17 protein-coding genes and 1 pseudogene are annotated in these 18,901 nt (G+C 39.7%); 13 read left to right on the top strand and 5 right to left on the bottom strand.

All coding sequences use genetic code 11. The features are described from left to right. The first annotated feature begins 195 nt into the window (after positions 1-195). Entirely contained in the window at positions 196-630 is a 435-nt protein-coding gene (locus tag HV334_RS05275) for a hypothetical protein (RefSeq protein ID WP_004114820.1), read from the top strand. Positions 631-660: 30 nt separating this feature from the next. Here HV334_RS05275 and HV334_RS05270 read toward each other — a convergent pair whose 3' ends face one another. Together HV334_RS05270 and HV334_RS05265 are read right to left on the bottom strand one after the other, a co-directional pair. After that, positions 661-1,020, bottom strand: a complete 360-nt coding sequence (locus HV334_RS05270; protein ID WP_004114822.1) for a hypothetical protein — start codon at positions 1,018-1,020, stop codon at positions 661-663. A gap of 682 nt (positions 1,021-1,702) precedes the next feature. Then, a pseudogene (locus tag HV334_RS05265) lies at positions 1,703-1,927 on the bottom strand (integrase core domain-containing protein); the annotation flags it as partial. 256 nt (positions 1,928-2,183) lie between these two features. Here HV334_RS05265 and HV334_RS05260 point away from each other — a divergent pair. From HV334_RS05260 to HV334_RS05215, 11 genes are all read left to right on the top strand, one after another. Continuing rightward, a complete protein-coding gene (locus HV334_RS05260) occupies positions 2,184-3,731 on the top strand; it encodes a class I SAM-dependent DNA methyltransferase (RefSeq protein WP_096862068.1) in 1,548 nt (515 codons plus the stop codon). Beyond that, positions 3,728-4,951 (top strand): restriction endonuclease subunit S, encoded by a 1,224-nt coding sequence (locus tag HV334_RS05255; protein WP_132467376.1) that lies wholly within the window; start codon positions 3,728-3,730, stop codon positions 4,949-4,951. Before HV334_RS05260 ends, HV334_RS05255 begins: the two co-directional genes overlap by 4 nt. A gap of 58 nt (positions 4,952-5,009) precedes the next feature. Continuing rightward, positions 5,010-8,249 carry a type I restriction endonuclease subunit R gene (locus HV334_RS05250; protein WP_096862067.1) on the top strand — a complete coding sequence of 1,080 codons (3,240 nt, stop codon included), beginning with the start codon at positions 5,010-5,012 and terminating at the stop codon, positions 8,247-8,249. 492 nt (positions 8,250-8,741) lie between these two features. Next, entirely contained in the window at positions 8,742-9,728 is a 987-nt protein-coding gene (locus HV334_RS05245; RefSeq protein ID WP_073544700.1) for an ankyrin repeat domain-containing protein, read from the top strand. A 356-nt stretch (positions 9,729-10,084) separates the two neighbouring features. After that, positions 10,085-10,525, top strand: a complete 441-nt coding sequence (locus tag HV334_RS25475; RefSeq protein ID WP_001044498.1) for a hypothetical protein — start codon at positions 10,085-10,087, stop codon at positions 10,523-10,525. 15 nt (positions 10,526-10,540) lie between these two features. After that, the gene (locus HV334_RS05240) at positions 10,541-11,485 is read left to right on the top strand and encodes an ankyrin repeat domain-containing protein (RefSeq protein ID WP_021554038.1); all 945 of its coding nucleotides are present in this window, start codon (positions 10,541-10,543) and stop codon (positions 11,483-11,485) included. A 178-nt stretch (positions 11,486-11,663) separates the two neighbouring features. Further along, positions 11,664-12,068, top strand: a complete 405-nt coding sequence (locus tag HV334_RS05235; RefSeq protein ID WP_001594377.1) for a hypothetical protein — start codon at positions 11,664-11,666, stop codon at positions 12,066-12,068. After that, a complete protein-coding gene (locus HV334_RS05230; protein WP_060617312.1) occupies positions 12,065-13,294 on the top strand; it encodes a relaxase/mobilization nuclease domain-containing protein in 1,230 nt (409 codons plus the stop codon). The genes HV334_RS05235 and HV334_RS05230 overlap by 4 nt, the downstream gene beginning before the upstream one ends. 189 nt (positions 13,295-13,483) lie before the next feature. Beyond that, positions 13,484-13,756 carry a hypothetical protein gene (locus tag HV334_RS05225; RefSeq protein WP_004114852.1) on the top strand — a complete coding sequence of 91 codons (273 nt, stop codon included), beginning with the start codon at positions 13,484-13,486 and terminating at the stop codon, positions 13,754-13,756. Positions 13,757-13,804: 48 nt separating this feature from the next. Further along, positions 13,805-14,191 (top strand): hypothetical protein, encoded by a 387-nt coding sequence (locus HV334_RS05220; protein WP_000713577.1) that lies wholly within the window; start codon positions 13,805-13,807, stop codon positions 14,189-14,191. Positions 14,192-14,217: 26 nt separating this feature from the next. Further along, entirely contained in the window at positions 14,218-14,538 is a 321-nt protein-coding gene (locus tag HV334_RS05215) for a hypothetical protein (RefSeq protein ID WP_000860569.1), read from the top strand. Between the two features lie 145 nt (positions 14,539-14,683). Here the strand turns inward: HV334_RS05215 and HV334_RS05210 are convergent, their stop codons facing one another. Continuing rightward, the gene (locus tag HV334_RS05210; RefSeq protein ID WP_004114857.1) at positions 14,684-15,109 is read right to left on the bottom strand and encodes a hypothetical protein; all 426 of its coding nucleotides are present in this window, start codon (positions 15,107-15,109) and stop codon (positions 14,684-14,686) included. 982 nt (positions 15,110-16,091) lie between these two features. Here HV334_RS05210 and HV334_RS05205 point away from each other — a divergent pair. Continuing rightward, positions 16,092-16,658: a helix-turn-helix domain-containing protein gene (locus HV334_RS05205; protein WP_016239675.1), complete on the top strand. Its 567-nt coding sequence runs from the start codon at positions 16,092-16,094 to the stop codon at positions 16,656-16,658. 89 nt (positions 16,659-16,747) lie between these two features. On the opposite strand, the gene HV334_RS05200 is transcribed toward HV334_RS05205, so the two are convergent. Both HV334_RS05200 and HV334_RS05195 read right to left on the bottom strand, forming a co-directional pair. Then, positions 16,748-17,323 carry a hypothetical protein gene (locus tag HV334_RS05200; RefSeq protein ID WP_004114867.1) on the bottom strand — a complete coding sequence of 192 codons (576 nt, stop codon included), beginning with the start codon at positions 17,321-17,323 and terminating at the stop codon, positions 16,748-16,750. Positions 17,324-17,334: 11 nt separating this feature from the next. Beyond that, on the bottom strand, positions 17,335-18,789 hold the full coding sequence (locus HV334_RS05195) for a tyrosine-type recombinase/integrase (RefSeq protein ID WP_001530776.1): 1,455 nt from the start codon (positions 18,787-18,789) through the stop codon (positions 17,335-17,337). Positions 18,790-18,901 lie beyond the last annotated feature (112 nt).

Raw genomic sequence — 18,901 nt, 5'->3', positions numbered from 1 at the left:
ATATAGATGCAAGGTATGACTAAACGAAGCGGAGCTTCGTTTAGTCTCCTTGTTTTTCGCCCTTCGGTTGAAAAAGAAAGAAAGTCAAAGTCTTATCTAACTAATTGACATAAATTGCATTCCTATTATAACTGTATTATGGGTGTGCAAGGATTGCTCACCATAAAGCGAATACACATATGAAAAGGAGTTTCTATGAGTAATACAATAACCTTATCCTATACAAATGATTTTAAACCAGTCAATAATCATATCCCCCCTGCTCAATCTTTGCGAATACATTGTGTCAGTGTTCGATTTAATAAAGAAGAATTGGCTATTCTCAATAAAAACAGAGGTGACAAAAGCAAAGGCGAATGGCTTCGTTTAACTTCTCTTGATAGGCTTCCTCCTGTCGTTCCTGCTATCAATGTTGAAGCTTGGAAATCACAGTCTAACATATCCCAAAAGCTGAACCGCCTTATAAGCCATCTTGATGCAAAAAGTAGCAATAGTGAGTTAGCTAAAACAGAGATCTTCGCAGTCAAGAAACAGATCAAAGAGCTTCGCTCGTGCCAGACAGCCTCTATGAGTAGGTATTCCTATGAAGTGAATGCAACAGCCCCTCATCCCTCTAAAAAATGGTCATGAGAGCATGATTGTCAGGATTGCAATTAACCATCAAATTCTTTTTATTTTTTTAGCTTTATCTGAATTTTCTAATATGATTGAAGAAATTATTTTTTCTTCTTTTTTTGCAATTAGAGATTGGATATTAATAGTACCATAATCTAAATTATCTCCCCACCAGTACATGAATTCTTTTATTACGGGAGTCATATTGTCTATAACCTCTTGAGATCCTTCGTTATAAATAAAAGATAGTATTTTTAAATTTTCAACATCAATCTCTTGCACAATTATCCGAAACATATCATCAGTTGGATATAAATTCGTTTCATTTAATGATATATTTAATTTTTCAAGCATCTCATTCATAAGCAAGTCTACTTCATTGAAGGCCGTATTATATTCAGTCATTATTTAACCTCTTGTTTTAAATTTATACAACATTACAATTAATCACTTTAAGAAAGAATGTCAAGCATTTTTGTGAAATAAATAATATTTATTATAAAAAGAATTGCTTGAGTGAATAATTTTTTAATTATAAGCACCATACAGTGTCATCTATTCAACCGAAGCGGAAATTTATAGCATCTTCTGTGCTGCAAGAGAAGCTTTAAAATAAATGCAAGTTAAGCTGTATATCTTTATATAAAATATCAGGCACTGCGATTTTTTATTATTATAGCGAAATGAAGCAAGGGCTAACTCTGCGAAGCCGCTGCGCTTGCTTCTTCGAGTTCCCCTTGCTTTTCTGCCCTTCGGTTAGAAAAGAAGCCAAACTGCTACCAACCTAGAATCTCTATATTTTTGAATAGACAAACATTACCCGCTCCCTTAATCACCACTATCAAAAATAAAAAATCATCTTACAAATAACCCCATACACATCATTTTAGATTGCGACCTTATTAAATTAAAAATTCAACCTTAGATGGAATTTAATGTACAAGGAATGTCCTACTGTAACGGAGAATTTTAAACATTAAAAATTACAACTATGGTTTGTCATAGCCTGTACATCTATTCACCTCATGCATATGCACTAAGAAAGCTTTTTTGAATACTGGAGTTGTCCCTGCTAAAACGGACACGGCTAATTAACTGCTAATATGGCATCACGATATTCGCGTGGCGATTTCATGTTCAACCCCTTGTGTGGATGCAGATTATTATAATCCTCTATCTATTCTGCCATTGTTTCCATCATTTAGACTGCATCCAGCAGATCATCTACGTACACATAATCCCGCTTGAACGTCTTTACAAACGATTCTGCCATGCCGTTACTTCCCGGACTGCGTACTGGTGTAGTACACACGATGAACCACAGTGAACTAGCGAATGTGCGCGTGGCATCGGCTGTGCAGCAATTATGCCAATGACACTGGCTCCATTGACGGCAATGACCTGACATCTACAATCCCGCTACAAAGCATTTACTCCATGAGTCATTGCACTTGCTGAGCTACACGAACACACTAAAACCAGATAATAATTAATCGCTGTATAAGCTCGTAACAAGCGGAACTTTAAGGCAAAATAGGGCCATCTTCCCCCTTCATAAGGTTACGCTAATGGCCAGAAAACCTAAAGAAATCAAAACAGACCCGTTAGAGGTCATCCTGTGGAAAGCGGCAGACAAACTGCGTAAAAACATTGATGCAGCCGAGTACAAGCACGTCGTACTAGGCCTCATTTTCCTTAAGTACATTTCTGATTCTTTTGAATCTCATTATGAGTTGCTGAAAGCCGGTAAAGGCGAGTTCGCAGGTGCTGATCCGGAAGACAAAGACGAGTACACCGCTTACAACGTTTTCTTTGTCCCTGAGCTTGCACGTTGGAACTATCTGATTTCTAAGGCCAAGCTTCCTGAAATCGGTAAGATGGTTGATGATGCGATGGAGCTTATCGAAGTGGGCAATCCACAGTTAAAAGGTGTGTTGCCGAAAGTCTATGCCCGACAAAACCTCGACGCCACTGTTCTGGGTGAGCTGATAGATCTGATTGGCAACATTGCACTAGGAGATGCCAAAGCACGCTCTGCTGACGTTTTAGGTCACGTATTCGAATACTTCCTAGGTGAATTTGCACTGGCAGAAGGCAAACAAGGCGGCCAGTTCTATACGCCAAAATCTATTGTAAGCCTGCTGGTTAACATGCTGGAACCCTATAAAGGCCGTGTCTTTGATCCCTGCTGTGGTTCTGGTGGTATGTTCGTTCAGTCAGAAAAATTTGTAGAAGCACATCAGGGAAATATTGACGATATTTCGATCTATGGGCAGGAGTCCAACCAGACCACTTGGCGTCTGGCAAAAATGAACCTGGCAATTCGTGGGATTAATTCTGAACACGTTCGCTGGAATAATGAAGGTTCATTTCTTAACGATGCTCACAAAGATTTGAAATCTGATTTTATCATAGCTAACCCACCGTTTAACGTTTCCGACTGGTCTGGTGAGCAGCTTCGTGGTGATGCCCGCTGGCAATATGGCATTCCACCTGCTGGCAACGCTAACTTTGCATGGATGCAACATTTTTTGTATCACTTGTCTCCTAAAGGGCAAGCGGGTGTTGTTCTGGCAAAAGGGGCATTAACTTCTAAAAGCTCTGGTGAAGGTGATATTCGTGCTGCACTGGTAAAAGATGCCAATGTGATTGACTGTATCGTCAACTTACCGGCAAAGCTGTTCCTGAATACTCAGATCCCTGCTGCATTATGGTTTATGCGCCGTGACCGTCATAACAGCAACCAGTATCGTGATCGTAGTAAAGAAATTCTGTTTATTGATGCCCGTAATCTCGGTCATTTAATTAATCGTCGTACCAAAGTACTTTCTGACGACGATATTAAAACCATCGCAGACACCTACCATATCTGGCGTAACAAAGGTGGCGAATATGAAGATATTGCGGGTTTCTGTGCGTCAGTAGACATTGATGAAGTTGCTAAACTTGACTATGTGCTGACACCTGGTCGTTATGTTGGTCTTGCTGATGAAGAAGACGACTTCGACTTTAAAGAACGCTTTACGGCTCTTAAAGCGGAGTTTGAAGCACAATTGGAAGAAGAATCACGATTAAATAAAGCTATCGCTGATAATTTGGCAAAGGTGGTTTTATGACTTTTAAAAATGTAGTGAAGCTTGGTGACTTTGTTACGATTAAACACGGATATGCTTTCCCCGGTAAATTTATCACTTCACAAGAAACAAAAAAAATCCTTGTAACGCCAGGAAACTTCAATATTGGAGGTGGCTTCAAATCCTCTAAATTCAAATACTACTCAGGTGAAACCTATCCTGAACAATATAGGTTCAATGGTGGTGAACTGATAGTTACAATGACCGACTTAAGTAAGGAAACAGATACTCTTGGTTATGCTGCATTAGTTCCTAATGACAATAACATTTACCTTCATAATCAACGAGTTGGATTAGTACAAATTTTAAATAATGACTTAGACAAGATGTATTTGTATTGGAAGATGCGTACTCGTGAGTACCAAGAGTTTATTGCAAACTCTGCAAGTGGTACTTCTGTAATGCATACTTCTCCCAAAAAAATATGTGAATATGAATTTTTATTACCCACAAAGTTAGAACAGAAAGCTATAGCTTCTGTCCTTTCATCTCTTGATGACAAAATAGACTTGCTTCATCGCCAGAATAAAACTCTGGAATCCATGGCCGAAACCCTGTTTAGGCAGTGGTTTATTGAGGACGCGCAGATACACTGGACGGAAAAAAAACTGTCCTCTTTTGGAAGTATAATTTGTGGTAAAACGCCTTCAAAAAAGAATTCTTTGTATTTTGGTAATGATGTTCCTTTTCTAAAAATCCCTGACATGCATGGCAAGGTTTTTGTATTCAAATCAACTGATAATCTTTCATTTGCAGGGGAGCATAGCCAATCAAAAAAAACAATTCCACCAGGAAGTATATGTGTTAGCTGTATCGCTACTGTTGGTTTAGTCTGTATAACTGATGTAAGCATGCAAACAAACCAACAAATTAACTCCATTATTCCTAACAAGGAATATTATAAATATTTCTTGTATCTTTTAATGAAAAGCATGGGTGATGAATTAAATAATCTGGCAAGTGGCGGTACTGCAACATTAAACTTGAACACTGGGGATTTTTCTAACATAACATTTCTTTCCCCTTCAGAAAATGAGTTGAAAATATTTCATCAATCCATTTCAAGTTTATTTGATAAGTTAAAATTTAATTCAAAACAAATTAATATAATTGAAAACCTTCGAGACACTCTTCTTCCCAAACTGATGAGCGGTGAAGTACAGGTTCAGTATGTAGAAGAAGCAATCGCATCAGTAGCATAAAATAATTAAGCGGGCTCACAACCCGCTATCTGGTTAAGCAGCAATAAGGACAGTACGCATGGCAAAGATGACCGAATCCGATATTGAAGTAATGGCGATTGAATACCTGCAAGGGCTGGGTTATGAGTACGTTTACGGCCCGGACATTGAACCCAGTGGCATCAATCCGTTACGTAGCTATCAGCAGGTTATCCTTGAAGATAAGGTGCGTACTGCCTTGCAACGACTAAATCCACACCTCAGTGAGCAGAAATGCGAGGAAACTCTAAAACAGGTGATGCAGATCAGCACACCTGATCTAATGGCAAACAATCTGGCCTTTCATCGCCTGTTGACCGAAGGAATCAATATCGAAGTCAGCAAGGATGGTAATACACAAGGAGAGCTGGCCTGCCTGATCGACTTTAACGATCCCACGAATAATGAATTTTTGGTTGTGAACCAGATAACCATTAAAGAAGGCAATCATACCCGCCGACCAGACCTTATTTTATTCATTAACGGTCTGCCGTTAGTCGTTATCGAACTTAAAAATGCCGCTGACGAAAATGCAACGGTTGCAGGTGCTTATAACCAGATAAAAACGTATCAGAACCAAATCCCCAGCCTGTTTACCTACAATGCCTTTAATGTTGTTTCAGACGGACTGGAAGCCAAAGCGGGAACGGTTTCCGCCGATTTCAGTCGTTATATGACATGGAAAACCGCTAATGGTAAAACACAAGCTACCAGTACCCAACCACAGCTCGAAGTTTTATTACAGGGGTTGCTTAATCCTGTAACGCTGTTGGATGTGATCCGCCACTTTATCGTGTTTGAAGCCAGCAAACATGAAGACAGCAAAGGGATTATCAGTATCCGTACCGTTAAAAAAATGGCTGCTTATCACCAGTACTACGCGGTTAATGCAGCAGTACTTTCCACTATTCGTGCCTCAGGTGTAAATGCAGATTCCCCCTCTGCCGAAGTAGCACTGCGCCAGCAGGGACGTAACAGTAAAGTTCTTGTTAATGCGCAAAAAACCGGAGATCGTAAAGCGGGGGTCGTGTGGCATACCCAGGGTTCCGGTAAATCGCTTTCGATGGTGTTTTATACCGGGAAGATTGTACTGGCGCTGAATAATCCAACAGTGGTAGTGATCACTGACCGTAACGATTTGGATGATCAGCTATTCGGTACGTTTTCTTCTGCCACTCAGCTACTTCGTCAGACACCAAAACAGGCCAACAACCGGGAAGAACTCAAAGAATATTTGCGTGTCGCCTCTGGCGGTGTGGTGTTTACTACTATTCAAAAATTCCAGCCTGATGATGGCAGCAATATCTATGAGTTGCTGTCCGACAGAACTAATATTGTCGTTATCGCTGATGAAGCACACCGTTCCCAGTACGGTTTCAGCGCCAAAGAAGTTGACGTGAAAGACAGCGAAGGCAACGTAACAGGTAAACGCACCGTTTACGGCTTTGCCAAATATATGCGTGATGCCTTGCCCAATGCTACCTATCTTGGCTTTACCGGAACCCCCATAGAAAAAACGGACGTAAACACACCTGCTGTTTTTGGTAACTACGTTGATATCTACGATATCTCACAGGCCGTAGAAGACGGTGCAACCGTGCGTATCTTCTATGAAAGCCGTCTTGCCAAAATTGCCATCAGTGACGAAGGTCGCCAGCTAATTGAAGACTTCGACGATGAGTTTAACGAAGACGAGCTGACGCTTACCCAGAAAGAACGGTCTAAATGGGCCAGAATCGAAGGTTTGATTGGCAGTTCAAAACGTATTAAAGCTATTGCGGCGGATATGGTTCAGCACTTTGAACAGCGCTTAAAATCTAATGCCGATCATGGCAAGGGCATGATTGTCACCATGTCCCGTCGTATTGCTGCTGAACTTTATAAAGAAATCATAGAGTTAAAACCTGAATGGCACAGCGATAATCTAAATGATGGCGTGATTAAAGTCGTCATGACCTCTTCTGCTGCTGACGGACCAGAAATCGCTAAACACCACACCACAAAAAAAGAACGTCAGGTTTTGGCTAATCGTATGAAGGATGACGACGACAAGCTGAAACTGGTGATAGTGCGTGATATGTGGTTAACCGGCTTCGACGCTCCCAGCATGCATACGCTGTATATCGACAAACCAATGAAAGGCCACAACCTCATGCAGGCAATTGCCCGTGTGAACCGTGTGTATAAAGATAAGATAGGCGGTCTGGTTGTTGACTATCTGGGCATTGCCTCTGATTTAAAAGAAGCCCTCTCCTTTTACTCTGATGCAGGTGGACGTGGAGATCCTGCTGAGGTTCAGGAAGAAGCTGTAACGCTCATGCAGGAAAAGCTGGAAATCCTGGAAGGCATGATGCATGGCTACGATTACAAAGCTTACTTTGCCGCAACTACTTCACAACGCCTGACAATTATTCTTGAATCAGAAAACCATATTTTAGGGCTGGATAACGGTAAAGGTAAAATGCGTTTCCTGGCTGCGGTTGCAGCCTTGTCGCAGGCATTTGCATTGGCGACACCGCACGATAAAGCAATGGAAGCGGCACCCGAAGTAGCATTCTTCCAGGCAGTAAAAGCCAGACTGAATAAATTTACTGAAAACTCAGACGGATCAGAAGAAGAACACAATGACAGTCTGGAAGTTCGGGTAAAACAGACTATCGATCAGGCTCTGGTTACCGATAAAGTTGTTGATATTTTTGACGCTGCTGGGATACAAAAACCAGATATTTCCGTTCTTTCTGAAGAATTCCTTCAGGAAATGAAGGATTACCAACACAGAAATATTGCTTTGGAAACGCTTAAAAAACTGCTTTCTGACGAGATTAAGGTTCGCTCGAATCAAAGTATCACCCAAGGCAAAAAACTGATTGATATGCTGACCTCTGCAATCAATGGCTACCAGAACAAGGTACTGACCGCAGCGGAGGTAATTGATGAGCTAATCAAGCTTGCCAAGACTATCCAGGAATCTGACAGCCTTGCCAGCCAGTTAAACCTCAGCGCTTATGAATATGCCTTCTATTCTGCTGTTGCAGATAACGACAGTGCTCGCGAGTTAATGGAAAAGGAAAAACTACGAGAACTGGCAGTCGTACTTACAGAGGCTATCCGCAACAATGTCAGTCTTGACTGGACAGTGAAAGAAGCAGCAAGAGCAAAAATTCGCGTGGTGGTAAAACGTCTGCTCAAAAAATATGGTTATCCACCCGATATGTCCTTGCTCGCCACAGAGACCATTTTGAAGCAGGCTGAACTTTTAGCTGGAGAATTAGGAAAATGATTCCCCTAAATTTTAACATACAAACTATTTTAAGTTATACAGGAGAAGCTAATGGATAGCAGGCCATATCTTAAAACAGTACTATATATACTATCACTGTGACTTTTATTTTTATCATTATTAATTATGTCCTACGATAAGGTTTTGATAAAAATGTGTGGGACTATATTTTCACGAAAAACTTTACTCTCTCAATCTCGTCATTGAAAGTGAGAAATATCGTTTTCATAGTTAGTTTGATTTTCATCTTTATTGGTGCAATTATTTTAATAGTCCTTGCAAATAGCTTTGGTTCGGGTTGGTCTGTTGCATGCACTGTCTCGGATATCAGCAATGAAAACCATGAACATTTAGAGTTTTTAACCACTTATATAATGCCCTTAGTTTGTAGGCGAGATGCCAGCTCGCTTACTAATAAAACAAAAATAAATTTGAATACCGTACAATCTGGTGTCATTAATATCTTGAAAACAACAAAAAAGGAGATAAACAATGATATCAAGCGAAAATAATAAAAATAACCTATTCCGTGTAAAGTCTAAAAATGGTGTCCTTCGTTGCCTTAAGGCTGGCATGGATATAAATATATGCAATAGTAAAGGCCAAACTGCTCTTTTTACCTGTAATGTACCTGAAGCTATACAGGCAATGATTGACGCTGACATTGACATTCACCACTTGGATAATGAAGGTAATAATGCATTATTCTATGCTCAAAATGTTGAAACAGTGGAACTTCTTGTCAGCAATGGTATTAATGTTAACCACCGGAATAAGTCAGGCACCCTTGCGATTCAACATATTGATGTTTCACCAGGGTTAGTAAAATATCTTATCAAAGCAGGACTAGATATCCATACCAAAGATAGCTATGGCAATTCCTTTCTTTTCATTCCATTTGAAGGATATGTATACGATGCACTCATTGAGGCTGGTTGCGACATTAATCATAAAAATTTAAGCGGGCAGACAGCATTCGATTACTGGCAGTCAGAAAACCACAGCATAGTTGGTAAATATACTCACTGGGAATCTAAAAACGATAACTACATTCGTTTTCTTATCCGTAATATTCATCTTAAAGACAGTTCAAAAATTGTATTCACGAACATTACATTTAAATCAATTGAGCTCTTGTCGTTACTTATAAAGCAAAAAAATGAATTTGAGATAAGTGATAAGTGCATTATCACACCAACAAATGCCGACGTTAAAAAATTAATTTTACAACTAAAGAAACTGACAGACATTAGTCATGTTTGGTTTTACATAAACAGTACATATCTACTGACTCAATATGTAGGAAGACTGCTAATTAAATGGTTAATATGTCATGATATAAAAGTTGATGTAGAATCACTAAAAGAACGCTACTTCTATGAAGAAATCCTCCAGGAAAAATCACAGAGAGAGCAAAAGGTTTTACGAACAACGCTTCAACCAGTTACCTGTAAAGCAATTACAAAAAAAAGATTATGAATTGAATATGCCTGAACACTCTCCCCTTGGCTTTAACCTTTAGTTAGATAGCCAAGGGGCGCTAACATCATTAATTTAATACAAAGCCCCACATTGCACCTTAGCACTTTGATAAATTTATTTTTTAAAACACCCTCATCGCCAATTCATACAATATCAATCACTACTCTCAAACCAAATCAATCAGATAAAACACAGCACTTTTTGATAAAAATAATATAACAATGAAAAACAACACCTTATATGAAATATAATAAAAATATATCTATTTAATTAAATAAATATAAAAATATATTTGCATTTTGTTTATTTAATAATATATATTTCCTTTGTTAATTAAATAAAGGAGAACTAAAATGAATAAAACAAACTATCCAAGCCTGACTAACTATCTCGCCAAAACAAAAAAGAACGCAGATCTTTATAGATTATATAATCCACAATTTTCTTTTTTCTGCAAAAGTGACACTCAGGAGCAAAGATTTTATTTCGATTATTTCTCAAGACATATGGTCTCGAAGAGAAATATTTTAACCGTATTCTCTATCTATACATTCACCTCTTATAACATGAACAAAAAAGAGACAATAAAAAATTTCATACGATTTCTCAAAACGACGAATGAAAGTACATTCCATAATGCTTTTTCATTTCGCGGTGGTAACATTTTGTATGTAAGCAACAAAAACATGTTGAAAGAGATCTCATGGTTTTCACTCGCTCGAATTTACGAAGACATTAAAAAAATAAAGGAATATAAAACCAACCATGACAACTATATCAGATTAGTCGCTTAACAGAGGAGAAAAATTATGAATAACAACGCAATAAATGCATTACTCTCTTGTAAAACTCCAAAAGACATTCAGGCTTGCATTAATGCAGGCTCCGATATTAATACACTGGATTCGTTTGGAAGAAATATACTGTTTTACTGTAAAAACCCAAGAATGATTGACACTCTGGTTAAAGCAGGAATAGATTTTAACCATGCTGACAACTATGGTCACAATGTTTTGTTTAACCAGCGAAATCCTCACATACTGAAAAAATTGATTGATTCCGGCGTAGATATACACCACAAAAATGGTCTCGGCCAAACCTGTTTATGCTCGTTAGCTGATAATATATCCTGTTGCAAAACCCTGATCAATGCTGGAATTAATGTCAACAATGTGGATAAATGCGGAAGAACAATACTTTTTTACGTAAAAAATCACTCTATCTTTGATTTGATGGTACAGGCCGGTTGCGATATAAACCACAGAGATAACCAGGGTCACGGTATTTTTGAAATTTGCTATTCATTAGGCGATTTCAAAGCCAAAATGCTCATTCGTCATATTAGTATGAAGGATAGCAGTCCAGTAATTTTCAACTACCTCAACAGCGAAAGTCTGCAGATAATGGATTTGCTTCAGAAGAAAAACCTTAACTTTACTATCTCTGATAACTGCCAGGTTTATCTAAGTGCCAATGAAAATGAAATGAGCTCTTTCTTCAGTGAACTAAAGAAGAAGACAGATATCAGCAAAACACATTTTCGCCATATTGTACTGCGAGGTTATGATTTACGCGGGGACATTGAAACCATTAAATGGTTTATCCGCAATGACATCAAAATAGATAAAAAACAACTGGAACAGCATATTCGACATGATGAGATTTGTAAATATATAGCAGAACATGAGAGAAAGAAACTTAGCGAAATTATGAAACAAACAATCTCTTTAATGCCAGTAAAACGTAGATTGTAACCTCCGCCCCTCCTCACTGTCATAATGAATTTAATATGAACCCTATTTTTACCCAGAGCAGATTACCTAATTAGCAATCTGCTCCACCTCTCTTATTTATAAATTTCGACACTGCCTTGACTTATTTTACCAATGCGCTAACTGTAGATCATGAACACATATAAAAAAAAGGTTAGATATGCATAAAAATGAAAGTAAAGAAGATCTATCAAGAAGCTCAAGAAGAGGTAAATTCCATACAGCAAAATATTCACCTAATGAAGTTCGAACTCACTGCGTCAGCGTTCGGTTAAACGAAGAAGAATTATCTATTCTCGATAGTAAAAGAGGCCCTTATAAAAAAGGGGAATGGCTAAGAATGGCATCCCTCAACAAACTCCCACCGGTATTACCTGAAATCAATCGTGAAGCATGGATTAAACTCGGCAACCTTTCACAGGATTTAAACCGCCTGCTGAATCATCTCGACAGCAAAAGCCCTGACAGCGAACTGACCCGTACAGAACTCTTCGCCCTGCGCAGACAAATCAAAACTCTCAGGGATCACCTTATTCCATCAACCTTTCTGGAGCAAGACCAGTGAAAGGCATGCAGAAAATAAAGCGGGGTAAACAGTTTGCAGGTGTGGTTCTCTATAGCCTTAAGTCAGGATCTCACCACAAAATCACGCCTTATATTATCGGTGGCAACATGACGGGAAGCACTGCTGCTGAACTTATCAGTGAATTTGAAGGCACAAGACTACTGCGCCCCGGTGTCGCCAAACCTGTCTGGCATAATTCGCTTCGCCTGCCAAAGGGAGAAACACTGTCAGTCAGACAATGGGCGGCATTCGCTGACGATTATATGACCCGGATGGGATTCACTGAAACCCATCTTCGCTGCTATATCATGCACGATGATTCGGACGGGCAGCATATCCATATAATAGCTAACAGAATTAACATGGTCGGTGGGAAGCTGTACCTTGGGAAAAATGAAAATCTTATCAGTACCCGGATTATCAGCGAGCTGGAGAAAGTCCACAAACTCACTCAAACCACATCTGCAATCAGTAGTCATAGTCAGGAGAAAAGAAAGCCTTCCCGCAACGAGCTGATGATGGCTGAAAGAACGACAACTCCCTGCCCCAGGTCCACTCTGCAGAGCCTGATTGATAATGCGTTAACCGGCCGCCCTGATTTGCTGACTTTTATCGCTATGCTGGAAAAGGTAGACGTCAGCTGCAAACCCAATATCGCCTCAACGGGAAAAATGAACGGCTTTTCATTTCAGTACCAAGGTATTGCCTTTAAAGCCTCTCAATTGGGTAAAAAATATGGCTGGTCTTCCCTGCAAACATTGATTGATTTCGTACCGGAACATCTGACTTTACTGAAACAAGCACAAAAGCCAACAGTACCTGCACCTGTGCCATTAACAGTGCCAATGCCAATGCCAATGCCAATGCCATCATGCGAGTCTGAAGAACAGGCTGCAAACCGGGAAACGATTCTGGAGAAAATCCATCAGCTTGAAGAAAAAATTCGTCTGGAAAGACAACAGGAGACAGTGGGTATCATTCAGCTCAGGAGCAAGCTGCACAATACAACCCGTCAGATACCCCGCCAGCGTCGCCTGAAGGCGTGGCTTTTACTACTCAGCCAAATTGTTGTACTTCTAAGGCGCAAGGGACTGTCACTGCTGCATGCCACAATACATCATTTCCGCAAGATTCTTCATCTGCACCTATTAGAACCCATTCCTTTCACAGCCGGTCATTCCCTTCAGGAACAATCAGTTAGTAATAACCAGCACCTCACACCATAAGAATCCTTAGTTTATAATGCAATGATAGTCAATAAATTATTGATCGTTTATATAGATCGATAATTTGATTACGATAGTTAAAACCTATCACAAAGCAATCATCGATCGGTACAAGCAATTTTACTAAAGCGGGTCATTCATCGAAAATGTTCAAAAATACATCACCTTAAATCAGGCCATGGAGTCATGATGGATAATAAAACGATTAGCTGCCCCTTCTGCTTTACACAAAGCCCGCACGGCGTGCGGATTTGCAAAGGCTGCCATGCAAAAGTGGCCTATGGTGAAAGTCCGCTCAGTGTGGCATTCCTTTTTCAATTCGTGGCATTAGCTCTCGCCTGGTTAGTATTTTCATTGACCGGCAGTACTCCTGTCTCAGTCATTACGTTTTTTGCCAGCGTTATTATTCTTATCTGCATAATTAAAAAGACCTATGCAGACAGAGTTATCTTTATACGGTGATATTAATTTCACACCACAGCAAACATAAAAAATTAACATGAGGGACCTATGAAAAAATTCATTACTTCTGCGTTTTTTATTTCCGCTTTACTTATTTCTGGCTGTTCGACATCAGGCAATCAGCATCTCAAAAACGAAACATCACAAAGTCTGCAGTCAAAAATCATCAAAAATAAAACAACGAAATCAGAAATAATTACCGCATTAGGCGAGCCCGAAACCAAGACTACACTTGATAGTGGAAATGAAGAATGGACTTATTCGATGGATAACAATCAGTTTGATGCCACCACATTTATTCCCGTTGTCGGGCTGCTGACGGGGGGCTCACAGACGCAGGCCAAAACGCTGGAAATCGAATTTAAAGGAGAAACGGTCAGCAAATGGTCGTTCTCTGAAAATACAAGCAGAATGAATACAGGTCTGATTCAATAACTCACGTTACAGCCAGGGAATTATTTATGAAAACTTATGCCGTTATCACACTCGTTACCGCTGCATCGTTGCTGAGTGGCTGTAACAGCGAACCTTCCGAACAGGATATTTACACTGCCATGAATAAGGTCGTTGCGCAGGCGAATGCTTTCGTGAAATCTATAGCAGGCAAGGATGTCCCAAAAGACGCACTGCGCGAATTAAAATCAGTCAAAAAGCATGACTGCGTAGAAGTCTCTGATAAAAGTTATAAATGCAATGTGACGGCTATTGTCGATAACGAAAAGCGTACTGCTGCTGTAACCCTTGTCAAAACGGATGATGGCTGGCAGGTCGTTGATAAGTAAACCCACCTTAAAGCCATCACGACAGGCGGGACGCCAACTGGGTGGCTCCTGCCTTTTTAATACTCGATTTTGACCTGCCGGAAACGCCAGCTCCATTTCTCTCCACCATTCAGCATCCCATTCCTTGTACACGCTGCTGCCGCTATCAAAGTCTTTTCCTGATCACTGAGCCTGGCGGAGTATAAGCCAGAGAGCCTGCAATGCGTTTCTTTTCATACTGAGCCAGCAAATCAGCATAAATATGCTCTGCTTCGTCCAGATTGCCTGAAATATAATTCACAAGTGAATTCAGGCAATGCAGCAATGTATTGCTGTTTGCAAGCTTCCTGAGCAGAGTTGTGTTCAGGGTTGAAACGACTCCTGTAAACATCTGCATAATATTATCAACGTGATAACATGAATTGCGATACTGCGCCCGTGAATAAAAATACTTCAGATGATACCCGGCGAAGAGAACATAAAGTTTTTTGTAAAAGACATTGTTATTAACGCTGTTGTGATGATGGGTTATAAATTTATCAACAACATGTATAAACTTTTCCTCCTGAGATAAAACATCAATAGCACTCATAATTTTCTCCATTTTTTGTTTTTATAATTAAGTACTATCATCTTCAAAAATAAAATCAATAGTAATTTAAAAATATTTTTATAAAACAATATTTATTCTATTCTCACTTAAAACAGCTTTCACTGTGGAGATATTGAGTCCTCCAGATTGCATTACTATTTCATATTTCAATTATCTGAGTCATTTCCATATTTCAGATAAAAAAACCACAGGAATATTTTTGAGAGCGTGCTACGCACTGGCTTACGCCCCGACTACCGATAAATGTTAATTATTTTTACCAAACCGGTGAAAACCATAATTTTGTTTCCCTGGCAGCGCCGCTGAGTGCCCACAGCACTCACTCGCTGAAGCAGAAAGGGTTTTTCCGAAGGGTCCCGGCGTGAGCCGTACTCAGCAAATGGGCAAATCATGTATCTGTGTTCGCTTTCCCGATCAACTCAGCCTCCTGATTTTTTGCGCGAAGCGTATTTGTAATGACAGTTAACCTCAGGTCTATGAACTCGTGCGCGAAGCGTATTTATACTTACAGAAAATACTGTAGTAATGTTCTGAAGCCCAATGGCGCAACACACAGTTGCGCAGGCTTCACTTAAGAAATGATATTATGTAAGAAAAACAATAATAAAAGTGTTTTCATCAGGTACACCAAGGCCTTGAGTATCGTTCTAATGCAAAACTGTGGTTTCTTATTTCTTTATCACTCTTTTATCTTGCAGAACACAATTGAAAATTAACCAATAAAATCAAATAATTAAACAAACCCTGCCGTTATTAATTTCAGAACCAAAAATCATTAATTACATAACAGGTGATGGTGAAATTTAGCACCCCTTGTTTTAAATTTGATAACCAACCATCTCCCACTAAATAAAAACCGTAAAATCTCAAAGTAAATACAATTAAATAATACTACCAACCAAGTTGACAAATAAATTAAATGTGCCATATATGTAATCACAACAATAAAAAAGGAGCCATCATGTCAATCACAAGCGTTGTATTAACTAAAGAACAAAAGTCCATTATTGCAGAAGCATTAGAGGTTATGCCCGAAGATCTGGAAGAAATAAAGATTAAAGCAAATAGCTATAAAAAAACGTCATTCAGAGACGATTTCTCAATGATATTCAAAGGCAATATGGCCACACTCGCCAGGATGGATTTGACGCCCACAGCGTTTAGAATTGTGCTTTATCTCTTCTCAGTAATTGATTATGGAAATATTATCCCTGATTTTTCACAGTCACGTATAGCCAAAGATCTTGGGCTGAATAAATCAAATGTCTCACGCGCATTCAAAGAGTTATTTGAGAGAAAAATACTTATTCGTGACGCCATAGATAACCAAGTATACCTTAATTCAAACTTGTGTGTTAAAGGAATCCCTCGTCGTTTCAATGAAGATCTGATGGATAAATTTAGAAAGTCCAGACTGGAGACAGAAGACTTTGCCAATTCGTTTAACTTTTATCGTGCAGGGAGTAAAACAAAGCCGGTTAAAAATCCCAAAAGAAGATATCCTACAGACGGCATTCCATTTGATTAAAATAATAAATAATGCTGTTGAACAATTTATACTTCCGCAAATGACTATTTCCCAATATAAATTTAATTTTATATTGGGAATGAAATTAATCATAAAATATCATTAAGTATATGACGTTCTTGTTCAATTTCACATGATTTAACCATCCCACTTAGTACACTAACAAAAACGTCATTCCATTTCTGGCGCTCTCTCGAAGCATGCCAGTTCTCAAACAACACTTTCTCAAGAGAGATCCAAATAACTTCTGCGCGAGAGGTATTTAATAGCTCCTTGAATACTTCGTCAGATACAGTAAGGGCATGAGAATAAATTTTATTATCAATAGTCCAGAAAGGCTCTGGCTTGGTAAAATCAGCCAAAGAAGCAAAAGCCAACCCACGGACCTGTGCTGCTTCCATTGTGCTGTTCACTTTATGATTATCCCGCCAGGTTTTTAAATCACCCAACAGATAATTTACGCGTTGATTTCTTGCTTTGCTATCTTCAGCCTGGTATTGGATATAAGCAGGGCCATTACCAGTCTGGCGATAACGAGCCAATGTTTTGACACTTACACCAAGGTAAAGGGCCGAAACTTCAGCACTCAGGGTTGCATCATCTGGCATACTACCAAATAGCCGCCATACTTCAGCATATTCCCTTAAAGTATCGATTGCACTCATTCCCTGTCCCCCTAATTTGTTGGCAATGGTTGATATTTCGCCGAAGCCAAAAGTGTATTATACAACTCAGGTACTGTCATCAGCATATGAAGCTCAATCCGTTGAAGTGCCTCAAAAACTCGCTCGTTATCAGGCTCAGCATATCTTTCAGTAGGGTCCGTGGTATTACGGTGGTTAAGCAATCTTTTCACCACTGCATACGAAGTTAGTTCTTCTGCAACACGGCCAAAAGTTCTTCGCAGATCGTGCATTCCCAGCTTCATTATTCCAGCTTCCTGACAGATATACTCGCGCAAGCTTTTACTGTCAGAATAATGTCCAACCTTGCTTCGTGATGAACGAGCCGGAAAAACCCATTTGCGTTTATCTGCCCGTATTTCGGTATCGTTGACGATATCTCGTCGGTCTTCCAGAATTCGCTTTGTAGCATCACAGATTGGAAGCTCATGGTCGTTACGATTTTTCGTGTCGTAAAAGCGAATAACCCGGTTTTCGAGATCGACATAGCTTGTCGTTCTGACTTCCTCTTCTGTCAGGGCCTCTCGCCAGCACAGTGTTGCTGTCTCTTCTTTCCTGGCTCCTGTCAAAATGGTCAGCAACAGATAATCACAACCCAAACGATTAAAACCTCTCTTATTGTGTAATGCAGCTAGAAACCGTCCCAAAGTATCTTTGGGGGACAATGGATTTCGTACGCCCTTGGCACGATAGCTATCTTCCAGCTCAGATCGTGTTCTGAACTTCTTCTGTACCTTTAAAATTGAAAAAGGATTATAGGACAACGAAGGTTGTCGTTGCTGGGTCTGAGCATTCCCAGCTTCAATCTCGATTGCGTGTTTTACAGCAACATTGGCCCACCTAAAAGTCTGTTCTGCTGCTGTTCTGGCTCTTGAAGCAATCTCGTCAAACTTTCGAAGGATTTCATTACCAGTAAGATCCTTGATTCGAAGGTTTTGCCATTCTTTCAACCGATTCTCAGCTTTGTCTAACACATTGAGAGTGTTTGGTTTAGCAGGTTTGGTTCTGCCAAGTAAGTGACTCCTGTATTGGGCAAAAGCTTCACTCACGGTCAATTCAGCCAGATCGAGTTCCCTTTTAATCTTGTTGGGATTTCTCTTTGTTGCAATCATTGTCTGAACCAACTGCCGAGCTGCCTCACGGGCTTGATCGATACTCGGAAAATCGGACACATTCCCAACCTTTACTTTCAAGACAGAGCTTGGCTTCTTACCCTCACTGACATTACGATCTGAAGAGGCTACTCTTCGCTGGATTACATAGGTTTTTTTCGTCAAACTGACCTTCACACCGAAGCCAACGGGTGAATCTCGATGATCGTCAAAAACTATGTAAGGTTTTTGGTCAGGGTTGGCTTCGAAAACGACTTTTCCAGAGCTACTGAGCTCAGGCTTAACATTAATACTTAACTTGTTGATAATAAAAGCCTGATTGAGAGTTGTTTTCAAAGTATCACCACCATTTGTAACCCAAAGAAGGAGTACAACCAATCTATCACGCTTTGGGCTACAAGTGAGCTACAAATTTATGGGTTTATGTGGGTTTAAAGGGGTTTTACCT

Origin of the sequence: Citrobacter sp. RHBSTW-00944, assembly GCF_013615435.1 — a bacterium.
Taxonomy (GTDB): domain Bacteria; phylum Pseudomonadota; class Gammaproteobacteria; order Enterobacterales; family Enterobacteriaceae; genus Citrobacter; species Citrobacter braakii.
Note: the sequence above shows the minus strand (reverse complement) of the source record. Positions and strands in the feature narration are given on the sequence as shown.